This is a genomic window from Streptomyces sp. 11x1 (assembly GCF_032598905.1).
GTDB lineage: Bacteria > Actinomycetota > Actinomycetes > Streptomycetales > Streptomycetaceae > Streptomyces.
On record NZ_CP122458.1, the window covers coordinates 9,582,520 to 9,601,377 of the forward strand.

An 18,858-nucleotide genomic window follows, 5' to 3' on the forward strand; every position below is an offset into this window, starting at 1 on the left:
GAGTCAGGGGTGGGGGAAGTGGGGGAGAAGTGGGGAGAAAAGGGGCGGCGAGGTCCAGTGACCGGCTGTGAAAGGTTCGCGTCGCGTCGCGGTCGGAGGCAAACGGTTTTCCGGTGCCGGGCAAAGTTTCGGCCTGGACCGCCCTTGGGAGGCCCGACGCGCGCGGAGGCGGGCGCTCGTGTCCGATGAGCGGTGCGACGATGGATCGCATGCGAATAGGCGGTACCAGGCGGGGACGAACCGGCACGGTGGACGAAGAAGGTATGGGCGGCGCGGGTGGTGCGGACGACGCGGGCGCGAGGAGGGGCGCGGCTCGTGTCGGGCTCGCCGTGGTGGTCTGTGGCGCCCTGGTGATGTCGGCTGCGGCGTGCGGCGGTTCGGGTGACACGAGCGGCGGCGCCAAGGCCGACAGGAACGCCACGGCGTTCGGGAGCGGCAGGGATCGCGCGGCGGCCGAGGCCGCGGACCCGACCCGTGTCCCGGGTGTCGGCGACCGTCTGCAGAAGCAGATCCCCGCGGAGTCCCGCCAGGTCGTGGCCGTCTACGGAGAGGGCAGGGACGACGCCGACGCCACGGTCGTGCTGTACACGAAGAGCGGCTCCACCTGGAAGAAGACCCGCAGTTGGGAGGGTCACAACGGAAAGAAGGGGTGGGCCACCGACCATCGGGAGGGTGACAAGCGCAGTCCGGTCGGCGTGTTCACGCTGAGCGACGCGGGAGGGGTCCTGGCGGACCCGGGATCCAAGCTGCCGTACAGCAGGTCGGCGGCGTTCCAGGCGCCGCACTACTGGGCCGAGTCGCACTGGCACGACTTCGACTACGTCATCGCGATCGACTACAACCGGGTCAAGGGCACCTCGCCGATCGACCCGACGCGTCCCGAGGGTCAGTCCAAGGGGGGCAGCATCTGGCTGCACATGGACCACGGCAGCGGCACCTCAGCCTGTGTCAGTCTGTCCAAGTCCGGCATGGAGCACCTGCTGCGCACCCTCGACCCGGCCCAGCACCCGGTGATCGTCATGGGGGACAAGGCGGAGCTGGAGGCCTGAGGCGCCCGGTACGCACGTGAGCGCTTGTGGCCGGAGATGCCATTGCGGCGGGGTGTCGACTCCCCGTAGAACTCCGGCCATGAGAAGCCGGATCATCATGTCCATGCTCGCCGGGGCGACCCTCCTGGCGAGCACCCTCCTCGGGGCCACCCCCGCCCACTCCGCCGCCACTCCCGGCGCCGCCCCCTACCAGACCGATGGATCCACCACCGTCCCCGCCGAGTTCGGGACCGACTGGCACGATCCGATGACCGCCGCGCCGCCCGTCTCCCGACCCGAGAACACGAGGTCGTGCGAAGTGACGGTCGCCGAGGCGCAGTTCAGGGACTTCACGCCGTACCGGGGGGCCTACACGCCGCCGGCGGAGTGCGGGAAGAGATGGAGCAAGGTCGTCCTGCGGCTCGACGGCAAGGTGAAGGGCCGCCAGTTCGACCGCCTCGGGCATCTGCACATCGGCGGCGTCGAGGTGTTCAGGACGTCCACCCCGCAACCCTCGCCCGACGGCATCGCGTGGTCCGTGGAGAAGGACGTCACGCGCTACAGCGACACCCTGCGCACGGAGCAGCCGGTCGAGATGCTCATCGGCAACGTCGTCGACGACACGTACACCGGCGTCCTCGACGTCGAGGTCACGCTCACCTTCTACGTCGGCAGGCCCGATGCTGGGAATGCGGGCACCGTCCCCGACCGCGTCCTCACGCTTCAGGACGGCACCGCCCTCACCACCCCGCGCAACAGCGAGCGCGTCATCGCCGAGGTGTACGCGACCGGGTCCGGCGGCGGCTGCGAGGAGTACTGGTATCTGACGGTGCCCGATGAGGCGCCGTACTCCTGCAAGGCCGACGAGGGACCCTACCGTGAGGTGCGGATCTCGGTGGACGGGCAACTGGCCGGAATCGCCGCGCCGTTCCCGAACGTGTGGACCGGCGGCTGGTCCAACCCCTTCCTCTGGTACGTCGTCCCCGGTCCCCGCGCCTTCGACGTCCAGCCTCTTCGCTACGACCTCACCCCCTTCGCGGGACTCCTCAACGACGGGCGCCCGCACCGGATCGAGGTGTCCGTCGCCGGTGTGCCCGAGGGGCAGAGCGGCTGGAGCGCCCCGGTCAACGTCCTCGTCTGGCAGGACGAGAAGAAGGAGCGCGTCACCGGTGCCCTCACGAAGGTGCGGGAGGGCGACTTCGCCAACGCGTCCACGTACACGCCGGGTGCGGAGCACCGCCTCGACAGCGAGGGGAGCCATCGGCTGACCGTCGCCGGGTACGTCGACACCTCCCACGGCCGGGTCACGACCACCGTCCGCCGCAGTCTCCTCAACACCTCCACGCACACCTGGTCGGACGGCGAGAACCCCGACGCGCTCGACGCGAGGTGGAGTGACGACGAGACGGTCACCGTGAGTGGGCGCGGGGTCCGAGGCGGTCGTGGTCAGGACCGGACGACGCGTGTCCAGCGGTCGTACACGATGGACGGAACGACCACGCTCGGGGCGGGAGACCGGCTGCGGACCGTGCTCACGCTCGGCGACCGGGCCACCGTCACCGAGACGCACGGCGGGCGGCGCACGGCGTGGTCCCGGCTCGACGACACCTACACCGGTGATGCCACGTACACGGCGAACGTACCGCGCGACCAGCGGCACGCCGTCGGGACGACGAGCGAGCGCTACCGGACGTACGGGTCGGACGGCTGCTACGACCGCTCGCTGGTCTCCGTGCAGGGAGTGCTGACGGTGAACCGTACGGGCTGCTGATGCCCCACGCGTGCGATGTGACGGCTGTTCGATGATTTACCTCGGCGAAACACGGCGGTCTTCCCCACGAGCGACGCCTCCCCGATAGTGATCGACGCGGAAGTTCTTTTCCGCATGTCAGAAAGATCCCTCGGAGGAGTGCCCGTGCCGCAGTCCGTACCGTCCCTGCCGCGACGCGTCGCACGCATGCTGCGTACCTCACTGTTCGCGCAAGTCGCAGTCGCGCTTGTGCTCGGAATCGTCGTCGGAAGGTTGTGGCCGGACACGGCCACGACCTTCCAACCGCTCGGCGACGGATTCATCCGGCTCATCAAGACCGTCATCTCGCCGCTGGTGTTCTGTGTGGTCGTCGTCGGTATCGCCAAGGCCGGCAATCTGAAGGCGTTCGGGCGGATCGGGCTCAAGGCCCTGATCTGGTTCGAGATCGCCTCGACGGCCGCGCTGCTCATCGGCCTGATCGCCGCCAACGTGTTCGGCCCCGGCTCGGGCATGAACGTCGACCCCACGAAGCTCGACACCTCGGCGGTCGACGCGAAGACCGCCGGCGGTGAGCTGCCCACGACGAGCGAGTTCATCCTCAACGCGCTGCCGCAGAGCGCGATCGGTGCGTTCGCCGAGAACGCGCTGCTCCAGGTGCTCGTGCTCGCCTGCCTCACCGGCGCCGCGCTGCTGCACCTCGGTCACACCAAGGTGCCGAAGATCCTGCCCGCCATCGAGCAGGCTCAGGAGGTCATCTTCGCGATCGTCGGCTTCGTCATGAAGCTGGCCCCGCTCGCCGTGTTCGGCGCGATGGTGCACCTGGTCGGTGAGTACGGCCTCGGCGTGATGAAGACCTACGCCAAGCTGATCATCCTCTGCTACGCCGTCGCCGCGGTGTTTCTGGTGCTGCTGGGCGTCGCGCTGAAGCTGATGACCGGGCTGAGCCTGTGGAAGTTCGTCCGCTACACCCGGGCGGAGATGCTGCTCGCGCTCGGTACGGCCTCCAGTGAGTCCGTCATGCCGCGCATGATGCAGAAGCTGAGGCAGGCCGGAGCCCGTGACGACGCCGTGGGACTGGTGCTGCCCACCGGGTACTCCTTCAACCTGGACGGCGCGTCCATCTACCTCTCCATCGGCACCCTGTTCATCGCGCAGGCCGTGGGAGTGGACCTCAGTCTGAGCCAGCAGGTCACCGTCATCCTGGTCCTCATGCTGACCAGCAAGGGCATGGCGGGCATCCCTGGTTCGGCCTTCCTCGCGCTGTCGGCGACCGCCGCCTCGCTCGGCGCCATCCCGGCCGGTGCCGTCGCCCTCCTCCTGGGGGTCGACCGCATCATGGACTCGATGCGCGTCGCCACCAACCTGCTCGGCAACTGTGTCGCCGTCTTCGCGGTCTCGAAGTGGGAAGGCGTGCTGGACACCGACCGGGCCAAGAAGATGCTCGACGGCGAGATCGAGTTCGTGGAGGAGGACGACGACGAGATCGAGTTCGTGGAGGACGACGAAGAGATCGAGTTCGTGGAGGACGACGACGCGTCCGGGACCACTTCCGCGAAGCCGGAGGCTCCCGCTCTCTCCAAAGCGGAGGCTTGATCTCTCCTGCTCCGCACTCCCCACACGTCGCATAGAAAGGGCCCGGCGCAGAACTCCGCGCCGGGCCCTTTCGTGTGCGCCTGTTCAGCGCTGCCGCTCAGCAGCGCCGCTCCGCCGTCGGCGCGCCGTCGACCAGCGTGTCGAGCAAGCCTTCGAGAACCCCCCGCTGATCGTCCGACAGCGGCGCCAGGATCTCCTCCGCCGCCGAGCGGCGCGCGTGGTGCAGCTCCCGCAGGACCTTGAGGCCCTCGTCCGTGACCTCTATCCGGATGACTCGCCGGTTGGTGGGATCGGGCGCCCGGCGCACACGCCCGCTCTCCTCCAGCGCGTCGACCAGGGTCGTCACGGCCCGCGGCACGACCTCCAGCCGCTCGGCGAGATCGGCCATCCGCGGCGGCGTGTCGTAGTGGGCGAGGGTGCGCAGCAGTCGCGACTGCGCCGGGGTGATCTCCAACCCGCTCTGCTGGAGATGGCGCTTCTGGATGCGGTGCACACGGCGGGTGAGCCGCAGCAGCTGCTCGGCGAGCGGTCCGTCGCCGTCGGGGTCGGTCATACCGGGAACAATATCAGGACGATGTTCATTGTGAGTATAGGTAACAATGAGCTAAGCTCCGCAAGGCTTCGGAAGTCGTCCTCGTCATCACGACTCACCTCGCACCTCCCCATCTGCCTCACCTCCCGTAGGAGCCCATGCATCCCGACCACGAACCCACCCGGGCACCGTCCGCCGACACACGCGACCAGCCCCGACAGGTACGCCGCATCCTGAAGCTCTTCCGCCCCTACCGGGGTCGGCTCGCGATCGTCGGACTGCTCGTCGGCGCCGCGTCGCTCGCGTCGGTCGCCACGCCCTTCCTCCTCAAGGAGATCCTCGACACCGCGATCCCCGAGGGCCGCACCGGGCTGCTGAGCCTGCTGGCCCTCGGGATGATCCTGAGTGCCGTCCTGACCAGCATCTTCGGTGTCCTGCAGACGCTGATCTCCACGACCGTCGGCCAGCGGGTCATGCACGATCTGCGCACCGCCGTCTACGGCCGACTGCAGCGGATGTCGCTCGCCTTCTTCACCCGGACGCGGACGGGTGAGGTCCAGTCCCGCATCGCCAACGACATCGGCGGTATGCAGGCGACCGTCACCTCCACGGCCACCTCCCTGGTGTCCAACACCACCAGCGTGGTCGCCACCGTAGTCGCGATGGTCGCCCTGGACTGGCGGCTCACGGTGGTCACCCTGCTTCTGCTGCCGCTCTTCGTGTGGATAAGTCGCCGGGTCGGAGACGAGCGCAAGAAGATCACCACTCAGCGGCAGAACCAGATGGCCGCCATGGCCGCGACGGTCACCGAGTCGCTCTCCGTCAGCGGCATCCTGCTCGGACGCACCATGGGCCGCGCCGACTCGCTCACCAAGTCCTTCGCCGAGGAGTCCGAGGGGCTCGTCGACCTGGAGGTCAGGGCCAACATGGCCGGGCGCTGGCGCATGGCCATCATCACCGTCGTCATGGCCGCCATGCCGGCCGTCATCTACTGGACCGCCGGCATCGCGCTCCAGCTCGGCGGCCCGTCCGTCTCCGTAGGCACGCTTGTCGCCTTCGTCTCGCTGCAGCAGAACCTGTTCCGGCCGACCGTCAGCCTGCTGTCCACGGGTGTCCAGATCCAGGCCTCGCTCGCCCTCTTCCAGCGGATCTTCGAGTACCTCGACCTGCCGATCGACATCACCGAGTCCGAGCACCCGGTCCACCTCGACCGGATCAAGGGCGAACTCCGCTTCGAGAACGTCGAGTTCCGCTACGACGCGGACGGCCCTGGCGGCCCCGGCAGCCCCGGTGGCCTCAGCAGGAACGGCAGCCCCGGCGGCGAAGCGAAGCCGCGCCCCATCCTCGACGGCATCGACCTGACCGTTCCGGCAGGCGGCAGCCTCGCCGTCGTCGGGCCGACCGGTGCCGGCAAGTCCACGCTCGGCGCGCTGGTGCCGAGGCTGTACGACGTCACGGGCGGCCGGGTCACCCTCGACGGCGTCGATGTCCGCGACCTGGACTTCGACACGCTGGCCCGGGGCATCGGCGTCGTCTCGCAGGAGACGTACCTCTTCCATGCCTCGGTCGCCGACAACCTGCGCTTCGCCAAGCCGGACGCCACCGACGAGGAGCTGTACGCGGCCGCGCGGGCGGCCCAGATCCACGACCACATCGCGGCCCTGCCCGACAGGTACGACACCGTCGTCGGTGAGCGCGGCCACCGCTTCTCCGGCGGGGAGAAGCAGCGGCTCGCCATCGCCCGGACCATCCTGCGCGACCCGCCGGTCCTCATCCTGGACGAGGCGACCAGCGCGCTGGACACCCGTACCGAGCACGCGGTGCAGGAGGCCATCGACGCCCTTTCCGCCAACCGCACCACCGTCACCATCGCGCACCGGCTCTCCACCGTCCGCGGTGCCGACCAGATCGTCGTGCTCGACTCGGGGCGTGCCGTCGAGCGCGGTACGCACGAGGAACTGTTGGAGAGCGGTGGGCGGTACGCGGCGCTGGTCCGGCGGGACGCGCGGCTGAAGCCCGCCCGGGAAGTGGCCAAGATGCCGAAACTGGAGCCGACAAGATGAAGATATGCCGTTTTATGCCGGTTTTGAGGTGATATACGGGTTACCGTGCCCGCATGCAGATGAACACTCCGCCACGGAGCACGATTCGACTGACGCGTCGGGGCCGGACCGCCCTCATCGCGGCCGGGGCCGTCGTGGCGGCCACCGCCGTGGCGGTGCCGCTGCTGAGCGTGGGGGGAGGGGGCGGCGCGGACGAGCGCCCGACGTCCCTGGTGATCCCGGAGGGCTGGCGCTCCGGCCAGGTCTACGAAGCCGTCGACAAGGCCCTCGCGCTGCCCGCCGGATCCACCCGGAAGTCGCTGTCCAAGGCCAGCCTGATGCTGCCCGACGACGCCGAGGGCAACCCCGAGGGCTATCTCTTCCCGGCGACGTATCCGCTTCGGGAGAAGTCGACCCCCGAGTCCCTGCTGGCGGTCATGGTCGAGACCGCGAACAAGAAGTTCAACGGCGGTCAGGTCACGGCCGGGGCCCAGCGCAACGCGATGAACGTCTACCAGGCGGTCACCATCGCGAGCATCATCCAGGCCGAGGCGGCCACCGAGGAGGACATGGGCCGGGTGGCCCGGGTCATCTTCAACCGGCTGGAGCGCGGTATGCCGCTGCAGATGGACTCCACCATCAACTACGCCCTGAACCGCTCCACGCTGAGCACCACCGTCGACGACACGAAGATCGACAGCCCCTACAACTCGTACCGGCGCATGGGGCTGCCGCCCACCCCGATCGCCAACCCGGGTGAGGCGGCGATGCGTGCGGCCGTCAACCCGACGTCCGGCGACTGGCTGTACTCCGTCACGGTCAAGCCGGGCGACACCCGCTTCACGGCGAACTACCAGGAACACCTGCGCAACGTCGCCGAGTTCAACCAGAACCGCAGGAAGGCGGCGTCACCGGGGGCCGGGGCGGTCAGCGGATCGCCCTCGGCCTCGACTTCACCCGCGACCGGCTGAACCGAGGGGTCGGCCGAGCCGAGAGGGCGGGGCCGAGCTGAGAGCCCGGCCGGTCGGTCGGGACGTCAGGCGGCGGCCGGTTCGTTCGCCAGGAGCCGCCGGATGTCCCGTACGGCCGCACGGCCGGCCCGATTGGCGCCGATCGTGCTCGCCGAGGGGCCGTAGCCGACCAGGTGGACACGGGGGTCGGCGACCGCTCGGGTGCTGTCGACGCGGATGCCGCCACCGGGCTCGCGCAGCCGCAACGGGGCCAGGTGGTCGACGGCGGCTCGGAAGCCGGTCGCCCAGAGGACGGCGTCGGCGTCCACCCGGCGGCCGTCGTCCCACTCCACGCCGTCGGGGGTGATCCGGTCGAACATCGGCAACCGGTCCAGGATGCCGTCAGCGATGCCCTGCCGGATCGCGTCGTTGAGCGGCAGCCCCGTCACCGACACGACACTCCTCGGCGGCAGCCCCTGCCGCACCCGCTCCTCCACCAGGGCGACCGCCGCCCGTCCCGCACCCTCGTCGAACGGTCCCTCGCGGAACACGGGCGGACGCCTCGTCACCCAGGTCGTCGCGGCGGCGTACGGCGCGATCTCCAGCAGGTGCTGGGTCCCGGATGCGCCTCCGCCGACGACGATCACCCGAAGGCCTGCGAACCCCTCAGGTCCGGGGTACTGGGCGGTGTGCAACTGCCGTCCCCGGAAGGTCTCCTGTCCCGGGTAGCGCGGCCAGAACGGCCGGTCCCACGTCCCCGTTGCATTGATCAGCGTCCGTGTCGACCACGAACCGTCCGAGGTCTCGACGACCAGCCGCCCGCCCTCGCCCTCCCGTACCGCGCGGACGTCCACGGGGCGCCGTACCCGCAGGTCGAAGGTGCGTTCGTAGGCGGCGAAGTACTCCCCGACGACCTCGGAGGACGGCCGGTCCGGATCGGCTCCCGTCAGCTCCATACCGGGCAGCGCGTGCATCCCGTGCACCTTGCCGTACGTCAGCGACGGCCAGCGGAACTGCCAGGCGCCGCCCGGCGCGGGGGAGTGGTCCAGCACCACGAAGTCGCGCTCCGGCTCGAAGCCGGTGCGGCGCAGGTGATAGGCGCCGGCCAGACCTCCCTGGCCGGCACCTATGACGACCACCTCGACCTCACGCATGTCGTTCATGCTTCTACCAACGGGGAGAGGGGGCCGGATCTTCCCAGGGGTCCTGCCGCCGTGGTGGCCAGCCGTTCCAGGAGCTGTCCGCGCAGCTCGGCGAAACGGGGGTCGGCGAGGTCACGGGGGCGCCCCAGGCCGACCGGTGTCTCGTACGCGGTGACGCCCGCGTCCATCACCAGGACACGGTCGGCGAGCAGTAACGCGTCCTCGACGTCCTGCGTGGCGAGGAGCACAGCTCAGCCGTGCCGCTGCCACAACTCGCTCACCTGACGCCGCACCCTGCCGCGGGCCGCGGCGTCGAGCCCGTCGAACGGCTCGCGATGAGCAGCAGTTCGGGTTCCTGGGCCACCGCCCGCCCGGGCAGGGCCTTGCGCCGCACGTGTCTCCACGGCGCCGACCGCGGTGCCTGGAGCACGGCAGCCTTGCGGCGCGGCACCAGGACGGTGCCGGAGATGTCGCGGTCGAGCCCGGCGAGGACACGGAGCAGAGTGGACCGGCCGCAGCCGTCGCGGCCCAGCAGGGCCACGAACTCGCCGTACTGGACGCGGAGTCGGTGCCCGCCGATGACGGCTCGGCCGTCGAAGGAACGGGTGAGCCCTTCTACGTGCACGGCGTGGCGCGCGGATGCCATGGCAGCAGCCTTCCGAGGGACTCCTGTGGCGGGAATCCAGCTCTGGGGGAGGCGGAGGGCGGCGCCCTGCGCGCAATGCCGCGGCGAAGGTACGTGGGTGCGCGGGAGGTTTTCCGGGCGCCGGGAACGAAACGAAGAGGCGTCAGCGGCCGCGACGACACGCGGCGAAGGCCGCCCGCAGCAGGTCGATGTGACCGCGCGAAGTGAGCAGGGCTGAACGCGACATGCGGGGAAGTCAGCCAGCCGGTCCGCACACGGTCAATGGGGTCTCGCGAAGTGGGCGCCTTGTTTCAAGGTGTGGGCCGTTTGCGGGGCGGCTGGTCACGGCGGCTGGTCACTCCCGCGTCGGCGTGTCCCCGCCGACACCCACTCGGTGCGCGAGGATGGAACCATGTCCGATGCCCTCACCACCCGAGTACTGAACGTCGCCTCCGGCTCTCGCGAGCGGATCGTCGACCTCACCCGAGACTGCGAGGCGTTCCTCCGCGAGGCCGCGGCCGGCCGGGACGGCCTCCTCAACGTCTTCGTCCCGCATGCCACGGCCGGCATCGCCATCATCGAGACGGGCGCCGGCAGCGACGACGACCTCCTCGCCGCCCTGCGCACCCTGCTGCCCGCCGACGACCGCTGGCAGCACCGCCACGGCAGCCCCGGCCACGGCCGCGACCACGTCCTCCCCGCCATCGTCCCGCCCCACGCGACACTGCCGGTCATCGACGGCAGGCTGGAACTGGGGACCTGGCAGTCGGTGTGCCTGGTGGACACGAACCGGGACAATCCCGACCGTCTGGTTCGGTTGAGCTTCCTCGGTTAGGTGCCCTGGTGGGACTGTAGGGGAAAAGTCCGGCCGCACCGAATGGGGCAAGGAGCGGGGCTGGGGAACTGTTCCCCCTGGGCTTGGCGCGCCTGCTGAATCCTGCAGGAGGTCTGTCAGCGCCTTCACGGTCGGCTGGCTGCATGCCGACGACCGGGAAGCCTGGAGGGAGCGACTTTCGGCGTGGAGCAGGGCAGCGGCTCATAATCCGTCGGCCGTGGGTTCGCGTCCGACCCGCCGCACTCTAGACGGGCCCTGAACTACGGAAACGTTCCTTGAGGGGTGTCGGAGCTCCAACTTCGGTTCAGAGGATGGAATCCGCTGCTCGTGAGTCCAAGGCCGGACCACTACTGCAGTGCGTGGACCGCGGCTGAGAACACCGGAGGCATGCGGGACGCTGCGGGGACGATGAGGCGGGCCGTGCCAGGACGGCGGCTCGCGGTCAGCAGGGCTCCGGTCAGCAGTCGGTGGCGTCGGGTCAACCGGGCCCAAGCGCGCTCATACTCCTCCGGTCGCCCGGCGGCCAGGCAGCGGACAGCTGCCCCGGCCGTCGCCAGCGCGAGGGCGATGCCCTCGCCCGTGAGGGCGTCCAGATACCCTGCGGCGTCGCCGACGAGCAGGACACGGCCGGCGGTTCTGCGCCGCACCCGCTGCCGCAGTGGTCCGGCGCCGCGTACCTCCGTCGCGGCCGGGCCGCGCAGCGACGCGGTGAGAGCCGGGAAGGCGGCCAGGTGCTCGTCGTACCCGCGACGCCTGCGGCTGAGGACCGCGACGCCCACCAGGTCGTCGCCGACCGGTGTCACATAGGCCTCGCCGTGCCGGGACCAGTGAACCTCCACGAAGTCCGTCCACGGTTCGACGCGGTAGTGCCGGCGCAGTCCGTAGCGGCCGTGGGGGCGGCCCGGTAGTTCCAGCCCCAGGCGGCGGCGCACCCGGGAGTGCAGGCCGTCGGCGGCGATCAGCCAACGGGCCGTGATCCCGGCGGCGGTGACCGTGTACGCGCTCTGGCGCACCTCGCCGATTTTGCCCGGCAGCATGCGCACGCCGAGGCCGAGAGCGCGCTCGTACAAGGCGGAGTGGAGCGTCGTACGGCGGATCCCCAGCCCGCTGTGGTCGCGGAAGGGCGCTTCGGCCCGGACGGCGCCGTCCACGTAGCGGATGCCGCGCAGTTCGCGGCCACCGGCCTCGACGCCCAGTGCCCGCAGCGCGGCGACACCGCCGGGCATGACTCCTTCGCCACAGGCCTTGTCCACGGGCCCGGTCCGGGGTTCGACGACGACGGCCTCCAGGCCGGCGAGCGCGGCATGGATGGCAGTGGCCAGACCGGCCGGCCCACCGCCGGCCACCAGTACGTCGATCACGCCGGAGCGGGTGTGGTCGGTCTGGCCGCGGCGGTCAGCGTCCGGTTCTCGCAGCGGATGCGCACAGTGAGCAGGACGGCGTTGAGTACGGTGAACACGGCCGCGGTGATCCAGGCGGTGTGGACGAGTGGCAGGGCCACGCCCTCGGCGACGACGGCCACGTAGTTCGGATGCCGCAGCCACCGCCACCGGTAGGGGCCGCTCGTCACCAGCGGCAGGCCGGGTACGACGATCACCTGGGTGTTCCAGCGGGGTCCCAGTGCGTTGATGCACCACCATCGCAGTGCCTGGGAGGCCGCCAGCACGGCCAGCATCGGCCAGGCCAGGGCGGGTACGAAGGGCCGGTCGGCCAGCCACACCTCGGCCGGGCAGGCGATCAGCAGGCCTGTGTGGAGGGCGACCATCGCCGGGTAGTGGCCCTGCCCGGTCACCCTCGCGCCGCGGGCGGTACTCCACCGCTCGTTGCGGCGGGCGACGACGAGTTCGGCGACGCGCTCACCGGCGACGGCGGCCACCAACAGTCCGTACCAGATCATGTGCCCTTCGTGCCCTTCGTGTCCTTCAACGGTCCGAACTACCAGCGCAGTAGGACGAGTTCGCAGGCGAAGCCGGGCCCCAACGCCAGCAGCACACCCGGCGTGCCCGGCGGCGGGCGGCGTTCGGCCAGGGTGTCGCGCAGTACGTGGAGCACCGACGACGAGGACAGGTTGCCCACGTCGGCCAGGTGACGCCAGGTCACATCGAGCGCCTCCTCCGGCAGGCCGAGGGCCTCGGTGACGGCTTCCAGGACCTTGGGGCCACCCGGGTGGCAGACCCAGGCGGTCACGTCCTTGGGCTTGATCCCGTGGTCGCCGAGGAACCCCCCGACGTCATCGGCGAGGTAGCCGCGCACCACATCGGGAACCTGCGGGTCGAGGACGACCTGGAAGCCGGAGTCCTTGATGTCCCAGCCCATGACGCGCCCGGTGTCCGGATACAGATGGCTGCGCGTGTCCACGATCGTCGGGCCGGATGTCTCCTCCTGACGGTCCGCGCCGCAGGCGACGACCGCGGCGGCGCCGTCGCCGAACAGTGCGGTGGCGACCAGGTTGGCCATGGAGGCGTCGTCGCGCTGGAAGGTGAGCGAGCAGAGTTCGACCGACAGCAGCACCGCGACGTGGTCGGGCCGGCCCAGCAGGTAGTCGTGCATACGGGCCAGGCCGGCGGCGCCGCCGGCACAGCCCAAGCCGAACAGGGGCAGCCGTTTGACGTCCGGCCGCAGTCCGAGGCGGCCGACCAGCCGTGCGTCGATCGAAGGGGTGGCGATGCCGGTGACGGAGGTGAAGATCAGCAGGTCCACGTCGGCTGCGGACAGCCCGGCCAGGTGCAGTGCGTCTCGGACGGCCTTGGCGCCGAGGTCGGTGGCCGAGGCGATGAAGACGTCGTTGGAGGCGCCGAATCCGTCCAGCTCCCCGTACCGTTCGAGCGGCAGCGTCAAGTGGCGCGAGCGGACCTTCGCGCTGCGGTGCAGCCGGTCCAGGACCCGGCGGTCGGCGCCCTCTGGCAGGCAGGTGCGGGCCACCATGTCGGTGATCTCGGACTGGGTGCGACGGTGCGGTGCGAGGGCACCGTGAACGGCGGCGATCCGCGTCATATCGTTCCCGTCGGGTTGTCAACTCGGGTGAGTCGCTCCCCACGTGTTCCCCGGGCCGGGGCTTCGACACCATGAATCGCCCGTCCGGCCGTTCCTCCCTGGGGCGCGTGCTCCAGCCGGACGGGGCCGGGGCCGCCTACGATCGGCCGGGTGGGCACTCCCGAACAGTCGACGGCCGGCGGCCCGGCCGTGAGTTGGGCCGTCCGGGTGGGCGGCCTGGCCGGATCGTGCCACCCCGGGCCGGTCGTGGCGGTCACCGCCCTGATGGCCGCTCTGGCCGTCACCGCCGGCCAGAGCGCCGCGCGTGGTGTCCTGACCGCCGCCGCCGTTCTGACCGGGCAGCTGTCCGTCGGCTGGTGCAACGACGCGTTCGACGCGCGCCGGGACATCGCCGCCGACCGCCGCGGCAAACCGGTCGCCGACGGGGCGGTCGGTGTGACGGAGGTCTGGGTGGCCGCGTATGCCGCGCTGGCGCTGTGCGTGCCGCTCTCGCTCGCCTGTGGCCTGTGGGCGGGCGCCGTTCACCTGACCGGAGTCGCGGCGGCGTGGGCCTACGACCTGCGGCTCAAGGCGACCGCATGGTCCTGGGCACCGTACGCGGTGGGCTTCGCCGCGCTCCCGGCGTTCGTGGCGCTGGGGCTGCCGGGGCAGCCGTGGCCGGCCTGGTGGGCGGTAACCGCCGGGGCCCTACTGGGGGTCGGCGCCCATCTGGGAGACGTACTGCCGGACATCCGCGGAGATCTGGCGACGGGCGTACGGGGATGGCCGCACCGGCTGGGCCCGGACGGCACCCGGCTGCTCCTGCCGGTGCCGCTGGTGGCAGCGTCCGCGGTTCTGGCGCTGGGGCCCGCCGGACCACCCGGCAGGTGGGGAGTGGCGGCGCTCGCGGTGGCCGTCCTGGTCGCGATGGCTGGGACGGTGCTGGGACGCCGCCGGGAGCGGGCGGCGTTCGCCGCAGCGGTCGCCGTGGCGGTGGTGGACGTGGCATTGCTGCTGCGCGGCACCGGAATCGCCTGACCCTGCCGCTTCGCCGGCCGTCAGCCCCGCCCCCTGCGGATGAAGGTGTCCACTCACGGCCCTTCGCCGAGCGTGAGCTGCGGTTCCTGGTGACACCAGCTGTGCCTCGCAAGCCGGACCCATCCCGGTGCCCTGGCACGGCATCACCCGGACCGGACAGGTCATGAAACGGGGCAAGCGCGCGACAGCCGGGCGCATCAGGAGTTTGCTTCCCTGCCGAGGGCGGACCGTAGTTTCTGGTGTGCTTCTCCAGGGCCGCCGCCCTCCTGCCCTTCCAGCAGGGCTGCTGCGATGGCGTCCAGCTTGCGCTGGGCGGCGCGTTCGGCCCGCAGTTCGGAGTTCTTCAGCTGCGCCACCAGGAGCAGGGTCACCGCCGACATTGCCTCGCCCACGAACAGGAGCCACGTGATCGGCAGGCCGATCACGTGCAGCGTGACAGCCACGGCGACCAGGATCAGGCAGATCCCGAAGAACGTTGCTGAACTGGTGAACCGTGAGGCATTCTCGGCCAGCGTCTCAAACGGCTTGCTCCGCGAGCCTCCGCGGTCGGACGGATGCTTGAGAATCATGCCCACTCTCTACAGCGGACGGTGGCATGCCCGAGGGCTGCCACGCCCGGCCAGGACGCGGACCATCCCCGCGGGTTCGGCGAGATTCCGTCCTGGTATGCGGTGAAGGGTTCCTGGTCGACGCGATGGGCGCCGTGACGGACTTCCCGGAGGCGGACCTTCGACGGGAGAGGGTCCAGGCCCGCCGAGTCTCGTGCGCGTGCGAGCGTTTCCCGGCTGGGTCGACCCCAGGGGCCGCTCTGGTTCCCCGTGAGGCTCCGGCCACAGTCGCACTCGTGCGACCGGAGCAGTACGCCGGCCCGCCAGCCGCACGGGAGCCCGCGAGACTCCGTCCAGGGTCTGTGACTCTTCTTCGATCACGTCTTCCAGCGCGCGGCCGTTGCGTTGGGCCGTCGCACCGTCGTCGCTGTCGACGAGGACCTCGCCCGGCCGGGCGAGCTGCTCGCGGAGCTGAGGATCATCCAGACCGGGGCCCAGATCCCGTTCGCGTTTCTGCTGACACTGGCCTTCACCGCCCGCTTCCCCTGCTCGATACGACGCAGCGCACCATGTACGTCACGCCGGTGCTGCTCGCGGCGGCTCTGTTCACCGCGCCGGCCGTCTTGCATCGCACTCTGTTTCAGCGCGGGGCCAAGCCCGAGGGCGTCATGCGTCTCTTCACGGCTCGCGGGGGAGGGTATGAGCGTCTTGATGCTGGCCCTCACTGGCTCCGTACTGCTCGTCGTCGACGTGGTGCTCGGCCGCGTCGAGGGCGTGACATGGCTGCCTTCTTTGGCTCTCGGTGCGCAGGTCGGTCTGCTTCATTGCCGTCAATTTTTGTCAGGCGATTGAGTGTTGGAGCCTTCCGGGCGGTGTCCACGCAACGTGGAGACGGCCCGGGGCGATCGTGGCCACAGACTGGAGGCGTCCTTGGCCTTGTCGCCGGACTGCTTCAGGTTTCCGGTGACCTGGTCGGTCCTGTCGTGCCGATGCGGTCGCCTGTTGCGGGTGGTCCGGCCGATGCGGTTCGGTGATCCGGCCCGTGAATGCCTGTGTCTTGTGCTTGATTATCCGTCCGACGCTCATGGTCGACCGCCTGCTTGTCCGGTGAGTGGGTTCCCGCGTGTGATCGCCGTACAGGCGGCTGTTCCCGCGGGCAGGATCGAGCTCCGGAACGGACTACCCAAGGCTGTACCTGCGCTGCTACCGCCGCGCCCGCGCATCGCGAAGCCAACGATCCATACGACCAGCAGGACGGCAGCGACCCACCAAAGGGTCTGCATGGTGAAGCCGAACCCGAACACTGCCGCGATCAGCAGAAGGAGAAGAATCCAGAACATCATGGCCGGGCCTCCAGATCGCGGGGATTTCCTGGTTCCGCGGGTCCGGGCGAAGCGGGAAGGTGGAATGCTTCGCCCGAGTGATGTGGGGTGGCATGGCCCTACGCCGTGTTGTCAGTCAACGTCTGGCAACCTACCTTGCCAACGCGGTGTCGGCACGGGGAATTCTGCGTGCTCGGCAGCGGCGGCCGGGGTGAACGGAGCCGCGGCAGGAGCGTCGAGCGACTCGGCCGGCGGCGCAGGCAGGACGCGGTCCTCCCACCAGGACAGGGCCATCACGGTGGCGAGCAGGACGAAGGGGGTCGAAGCGGGAACGATCAGTGCGTACATGTGTATCGCCTGTCGGTGGATACGTGCGACATGGCGGGCAGCGGATGGACGGTGCCCGCAATGGGGCGCATCGAGGCTGCGCCGGGATCGCGTAGCGACGGCGAGTGCGAGAGCGGCCCGTTGGCGAACGGGGCAGGTACCGGCACTGATGCGCCAGGTGCGCCCTCGAAGGAGCGCGAAAAGGGTGATCGACGCTGCCGGGGGCTCGGGCCGTAGCGCACACGCTAGCCCTCGCCGCACTCCCTGGACAGACGTCAAGTGGCCATCCGGTCCCGGCGGAAGACGCTGACGTGGGCCGCTGTCCACAACCTCTGGGGAGGACTAGTCTGTTCGTACACGCCCCGGCCCCCGGCAGTGATGCTTTGTTCCGCTCTGGGGAGGCCCGCCGTGTTCGTTCTGCTTCTCATCCTGATCGTGGTCTTGTTCGGCTTCGGCTTTCTCGACCCCATCTGGTGGGTGGCCGCAGCAGTGTTGGTCTTCGGCGCCACCCGCCACGGTCGCGATCGCGGGGGAGGCTGGATCCGTGGCGACGGTTCCGATCTCGGGGACTATCGGGACTACGAGCACCGCCGGGATCGTCAGGACCGCTGGGACCGTCGATACAGCCGCCGGCACCGGGCGCGCTGGAGGCGCGAGGACCGTCGGGACCATGAACGCCGCGGTGAGCGCTGAAGTTGCCCGACATCCGGAGATTCCAGGGCGGCTTCAGCCACACCGGACGCGCGGAAATCGTGGAGAGGCAGATGCCATGCCGGCCAGGAACCTGCTGGTGGACATGTCACGGCAGTGCGACACCAGACTTCCGGAAGTGGGCTGCGGCAGTGGTCGCCGCCCGGGAGGGTGAGCCGCTCTCGCGGCTGATGCAGCGGGCGCTGCGGGATGCGCTGCTGCGGCTTTACGCGGAAGACCGGGGCCGCGACTCACGACCGACAGACGAGCCGACCGGAAAGGGAAGGCCATGATTCACGCAGCCGACGTCCGCGAGTGGCGCAACCGCGATGTTGTCGACGCCGAGTCGCGCAAGATCGGTGTCCTTGAGGCGGTGTATGTGGACACCACCACTGACGAGTCGGCCATGGCCACGGTACGGACCGGACTGCCCACCCGGCACCGACTGCTCTTCGTTCCCATCGAGGACGCGATCGTCGGCCCGGGCTATCTCAGGGTCGGCTATGTCAGAACGCTGGTGAAGCAGGCGCCTTCGATCGGCACCGACGACGTGCTGCCCGCCGAGCAGGAGGAAGCGATCTTCAAGCACTACGGACTGGCCTACGCGCCCGGTGCGGCCGGAGAACGGCAACTGGCGCGCCGCTGACCACCTACGGACAGAACGACTGCCCTGTGAAATACGCACCATGCGCCAACTGGCCACGCCCCCGCGAAGAACAGCGGCTGTTGACGGCCGTGGCTTCGGCGGAGAAAACGGCTCTACTGACCGAGATCTTCGAACTACGTTCCAGGGACGAGCAGTTGGGCCGTGCGTTGGCGAGCGGTTCGGTGATCGACCAGGTGCGCGGCATGCTGATGGCCTTGGTGCCTGTTCCAGCGAGAGGGCTGCCTGTGCTCGGAAAGCTGATGCGTACGCACGCTTGGCGGGCGTACGAGCGGCTGGATGCCGTCCACTGGGCCCGGCTTGCCTCGGCCGTCACCTTCACCAGCTTCGTCGCGCTCTTTCCGCTGATCACCGTGGGCGCGGCGATCGGTGCCAAGCTGCTGAGCGACGACCAGCTGGGGAAACTCGAGGACAAGATCGCCGCCCAGGCGCCAGGCCTCTCTGGCCTGCTGGACCTGGACGGTCTCGTTGCACATGCCGGATCCGCCGGGCTGATCGTGGGCGCGCTGCTGCTTGTGATCGGCATCAACTGGGTCGGCGCCGTGCGCGGCTGCCTACGTGCAGTGGGGGAGAAATAAGCAGGACCCGGGCAATCTGTTCCTGCTCAAGTTCCAGGACTCCGTTGTGCTGGTCGGTCTCGGCGCGGTCGGGCTGGTCGCGACCGATAGTGCGATGCTCGCGAACAGTGCCGTCGGCCGGGCCGTCGACAAGGCCGGGTATCGCGGGCGGGACGGGCCCTGCTGTTCTTCGCCGGCCTGGCCATCGTCCTGTTGTCGACTTCATGCTGCTCGTCTACATG

Annotated in this window: 16 protein-coding genes and 2 pseudogenes; 11 read left to right on the plus strand and 7 right to left on the minus strand. The window is 70.0% G+C overall.

The features are described 5' to 3' along the window. The first annotated feature begins 353 nt into the window (after nt 1-353). The 3 genes from P8T65_RS42080 (at nt 354) to P8T65_RS42090 (ending at nt 4,371) form a co-directional block, all read left to right on the plus strand. Complete coding sequence (locus P8T65_RS42080) at nt 354-1,049, plus strand: hypothetical protein (protein WP_316731889.1); 696 nt, start codon at nt 354-356, stop codon at nt 1,047-1,049. A gap of 79 nt (nt 1,050-1,128) precedes the next feature. Next, nucleotides 1,129-2,799 (plus strand): peptide-N4-asparagine amidase, encoded by a 1,671-nt coding sequence (locus tag P8T65_RS42085; protein WP_316730726.1) that lies wholly within the window; start codon nt 1,129-1,131, stop codon nt 2,797-2,799. A 144-nt stretch (nt 2,800-2,943) separates the two neighbouring features. Continuing rightward, nucleotides 2,944-4,371 (plus strand): cation:dicarboxylate symporter family transporter, encoded by a 1,428-nt coding sequence (locus P8T65_RS42090; RefSeq protein ID WP_316730728.1) that lies wholly within the window; start codon nt 2,944-2,946, stop codon nt 4,369-4,371. A gap of 97 nt (nt 4,372-4,468) precedes the next feature. Here P8T65_RS42090 and P8T65_RS42095 read toward each other — a convergent pair whose 3' ends face one another. Then, nucleotides 4,469-4,924, minus strand: coding sequence for a MarR family transcriptional regulator (locus tag P8T65_RS42095; RefSeq protein ID WP_316730730.1), 456 nt, complete (start codon nt 4,922-4,924; stop codon nt 4,469-4,471). A 137-nt stretch (nt 4,925-5,061) separates the two neighbouring features. Here P8T65_RS42095 and P8T65_RS42100 point away from each other — a divergent pair, with 137 nt between their 5' ends. Both P8T65_RS42100 and mltG read left to right on the plus strand, forming a co-directional pair. After that, nucleotides 5,062-6,966 carry an ABC transporter ATP-binding protein gene (locus P8T65_RS42100; RefSeq protein WP_316730731.1) on the plus strand — a complete coding sequence of 635 codons (1,905 nt, stop codon included), beginning with the start codon at nt 5,062-5,064 and terminating at the stop codon, nt 6,964-6,966. A gap of 53 nt (nt 6,967-7,019) precedes the next feature. Then, nucleotides 7,020-7,916 carry an endolytic transglycosylase MltG gene (mltG, locus tag P8T65_RS42105; protein WP_316730732.1) on the plus strand — a complete coding sequence of 299 codons (897 nt, stop codon included), beginning with the start codon at nt 7,020-7,022 and terminating at the stop codon, nt 7,914-7,916. A 65-nt stretch (nt 7,917-7,981) separates the two neighbouring features. Here mltG and P8T65_RS42110 read toward each other — a convergent pair whose 3' ends face one another. Together P8T65_RS42110 and P8T65_RS42115 are read right to left on the minus strand one after the other, a co-directional pair. Beyond that, nucleotides 7,982-9,058, minus strand: a complete 1,077-nt coding sequence (locus tag P8T65_RS42110) for an NAD(P)-binding domain-containing protein (protein WP_316730734.1) — start codon at nt 9,056-9,058, stop codon at nt 7,982-7,984. Then, nucleotides 9,055-9,683 (minus strand): annotated as a pseudogene (locus tag P8T65_RS42115) (ATP-binding cassette domain-containing protein). Before P8T65_RS42115 ends, P8T65_RS42110 begins: the two are co-directional and overlap by 4 nt. A 391-nt stretch (nt 9,684-10,074) precedes the next feature. Here P8T65_RS42115 and P8T65_RS42120 point away from each other — a divergent pair. Beyond that, entirely contained in the window at nt 10,075-10,497 is a 423-nt protein-coding gene (locus P8T65_RS42120; protein ID WP_316730735.1) for a secondary thiamine-phosphate synthase enzyme YjbQ, read from the plus strand. Nucleotides 10,498-10,844: 347 nt separating this feature from the next. Here the strand turns inward: P8T65_RS42120 and P8T65_RS42125 are convergent, their stop codons facing one another. From P8T65_RS42125 to P8T65_RS42135, 3 genes are read right to left on the minus strand one after another with little or no spacing between them, the layout of a single operon-like run. Further along, on the minus strand, nt 10,845-11,858 hold the full coding sequence (locus tag P8T65_RS42125) for an NAD(P)/FAD-dependent oxidoreductase (protein ID WP_230216363.1): 1,014 nt from the start codon (nt 11,856-11,858) through the stop codon (nt 10,845-10,847). After that, nucleotides 11,855-12,394 (minus strand): isoprenylcysteine carboxyl methyltransferase family protein, encoded by a 540-nt coding sequence (locus P8T65_RS42130; protein WP_230216365.1) that lies wholly within the window; start codon nt 12,392-12,394, stop codon nt 11,855-11,857. The genes P8T65_RS42125 and P8T65_RS42130 overlap by 4 nt, the downstream gene beginning before the upstream one ends. 38 nt (nt 12,395-12,432) lie before the next feature. Beyond that, nucleotides 12,433-13,491, minus strand: coding sequence for a 3-oxoacyl-[acyl-carrier-protein] synthase III C-terminal domain-containing protein (locus P8T65_RS42135; RefSeq protein ID WP_316730736.1), 1,059 nt, complete (start codon nt 13,489-13,491; stop codon nt 12,433-12,435). 150 nt (nt 13,492-13,641) lie between these two features. Here P8T65_RS42135 and P8T65_RS42140 point away from each other — a divergent pair, with 150 nt between their 5' ends. Next, on the plus strand, nt 13,642-14,508 hold the full coding sequence (locus P8T65_RS42140; RefSeq protein ID WP_316730737.1) for a UbiA family prenyltransferase: 867 nt from the start codon (nt 13,642-13,644) through the stop codon (nt 14,506-14,508). Nucleotides 14,509-14,705: 197 nt separating this feature from the next. Here P8T65_RS42140 and P8T65_RS42145 read toward each other — a convergent pair whose 3' ends face one another. Next, on the minus strand, nt 14,706-15,077 hold the full coding sequence (locus P8T65_RS42145; RefSeq protein WP_316730738.1) for a hypothetical protein: 372 nt from the start codon (nt 15,075-15,077) through the stop codon (nt 14,706-14,708). 384 nt (nt 15,078-15,461) lie between these two features. On the opposite strand from P8T65_RS42145, the pseudogene P8T65_RS42150 reads away from it, so the two are divergent. From P8T65_RS42150 to P8T65_RS42165, 4 genes and pseudogenes are all read left to right on the plus strand, one after another. Further along, nucleotides 15,462-15,833, plus strand: a pseudogene (locus P8T65_RS42150) (DUF6328 family protein); the annotation flags it as partial. A gap of 1,280 nt (nt 15,834-17,113) precedes the next feature. Next, complete coding sequence (locus tag P8T65_RS42155; protein ID WP_230216373.1) at nt 17,114-17,398, plus strand: hypothetical protein; 285 nt, start codon at nt 17,114-17,116, stop codon at nt 17,396-17,398. A gap of 286 nt (nt 17,399-17,684) precedes the next feature. Then, the gene (locus tag P8T65_RS42160; RefSeq protein ID WP_316730739.1) at nt 17,685-18,041 is read left to right on the plus strand and encodes a PRC-barrel domain-containing protein; all 357 of its coding nucleotides are present in this window, start codon (nt 17,685-17,687) and stop codon (nt 18,039-18,041) included. Nucleotides 18,042-18,130: 89 nt separating this feature from the next. Beyond that, complete coding sequence (locus P8T65_RS42165; protein ID WP_316731890.1) at nt 18,131-18,637, plus strand: YhjD/YihY/BrkB family envelope integrity protein; 507 nt, start codon at nt 18,131-18,133, stop codon at nt 18,635-18,637. Nucleotides 18,638-18,858: the final 221 nt, after the last annotated feature.

What these genes read in the sequence shown, in the direction of transcription:
- P8T65_RS42080 (WP_316731889.1), top strand. Translation starts at nt 354, where the DNA reads ATGTCGGCTGCGGCGTGCGGCGGTTCGGGTGACACGAGCGGCGGCGCC.
- P8T65_RS42085 (WP_316730726.1), top strand. Translation starts at nt 1,129, where the DNA reads ATGAGAAGCCGGATCATCATGTCCATGCTCGCCGGGGCGACCCTCCTG.
- P8T65_RS42095 (WP_316730730.1), bottom strand. Translation starts at nt 4,924, where the DNA reads ATGACCGACCCCGACGGCGACGGACCGCTCGCCGAGCAGCTGCTGCGG.
- P8T65_RS42100 (WP_316730731.1), top strand. Translation starts at nt 5,062, where the DNA reads ATGCATCCCGACCACGAACCCACCCGGGCACCGTCCGCCGACACACGC.
- mltG (WP_316730732.1), top strand. Translation starts at nt 7,020, where the DNA reads ATGCAGATGAACACTCCGCCACGGAGCACGATTCGACTGACGCGTCGG.
- P8T65_RS42110 (WP_316730734.1), bottom strand. Translation starts at nt 9,058, where the DNA reads ATGAACGACATGCGTGAGGTCGAGGTGGTCGTCATAGGTGCCGGCCAG.
- P8T65_RS42120 (WP_316730735.1), top strand. Translation starts at nt 10,075, where the DNA reads ATGTCCGATGCCCTCACCACCCGAGTACTGAACGTCGCCTCCGGCTCT.
- P8T65_RS42130 (WP_230216365.1), bottom strand. Translation starts at nt 12,394, where the DNA reads ATGATCTGGTACGGACTGTTGGTGGCCGCCGTCGCCGGTGAGCGCGTC.
- P8T65_RS42135 (WP_316730736.1), bottom strand. Translation starts at nt 13,491, where the DNA reads ATGACGCGGATCGCCGCCGTTCACGGTGCCCTCGCACCGCACCGTCGC.
- P8T65_RS42145 (WP_316730738.1), bottom strand. Translation starts at nt 15,077, where the DNA reads ATGATTCTCAAGCATCCGTCCGACCGCGGAGGCTCGCGGAGCAAGCCG.
- P8T65_RS42160 (WP_316730739.1), top strand. Translation starts at nt 17,685, where the DNA reads ATGATTCACGCAGCCGACGTCCGCGAGTGGCGCAACCGCGATGTTGTC.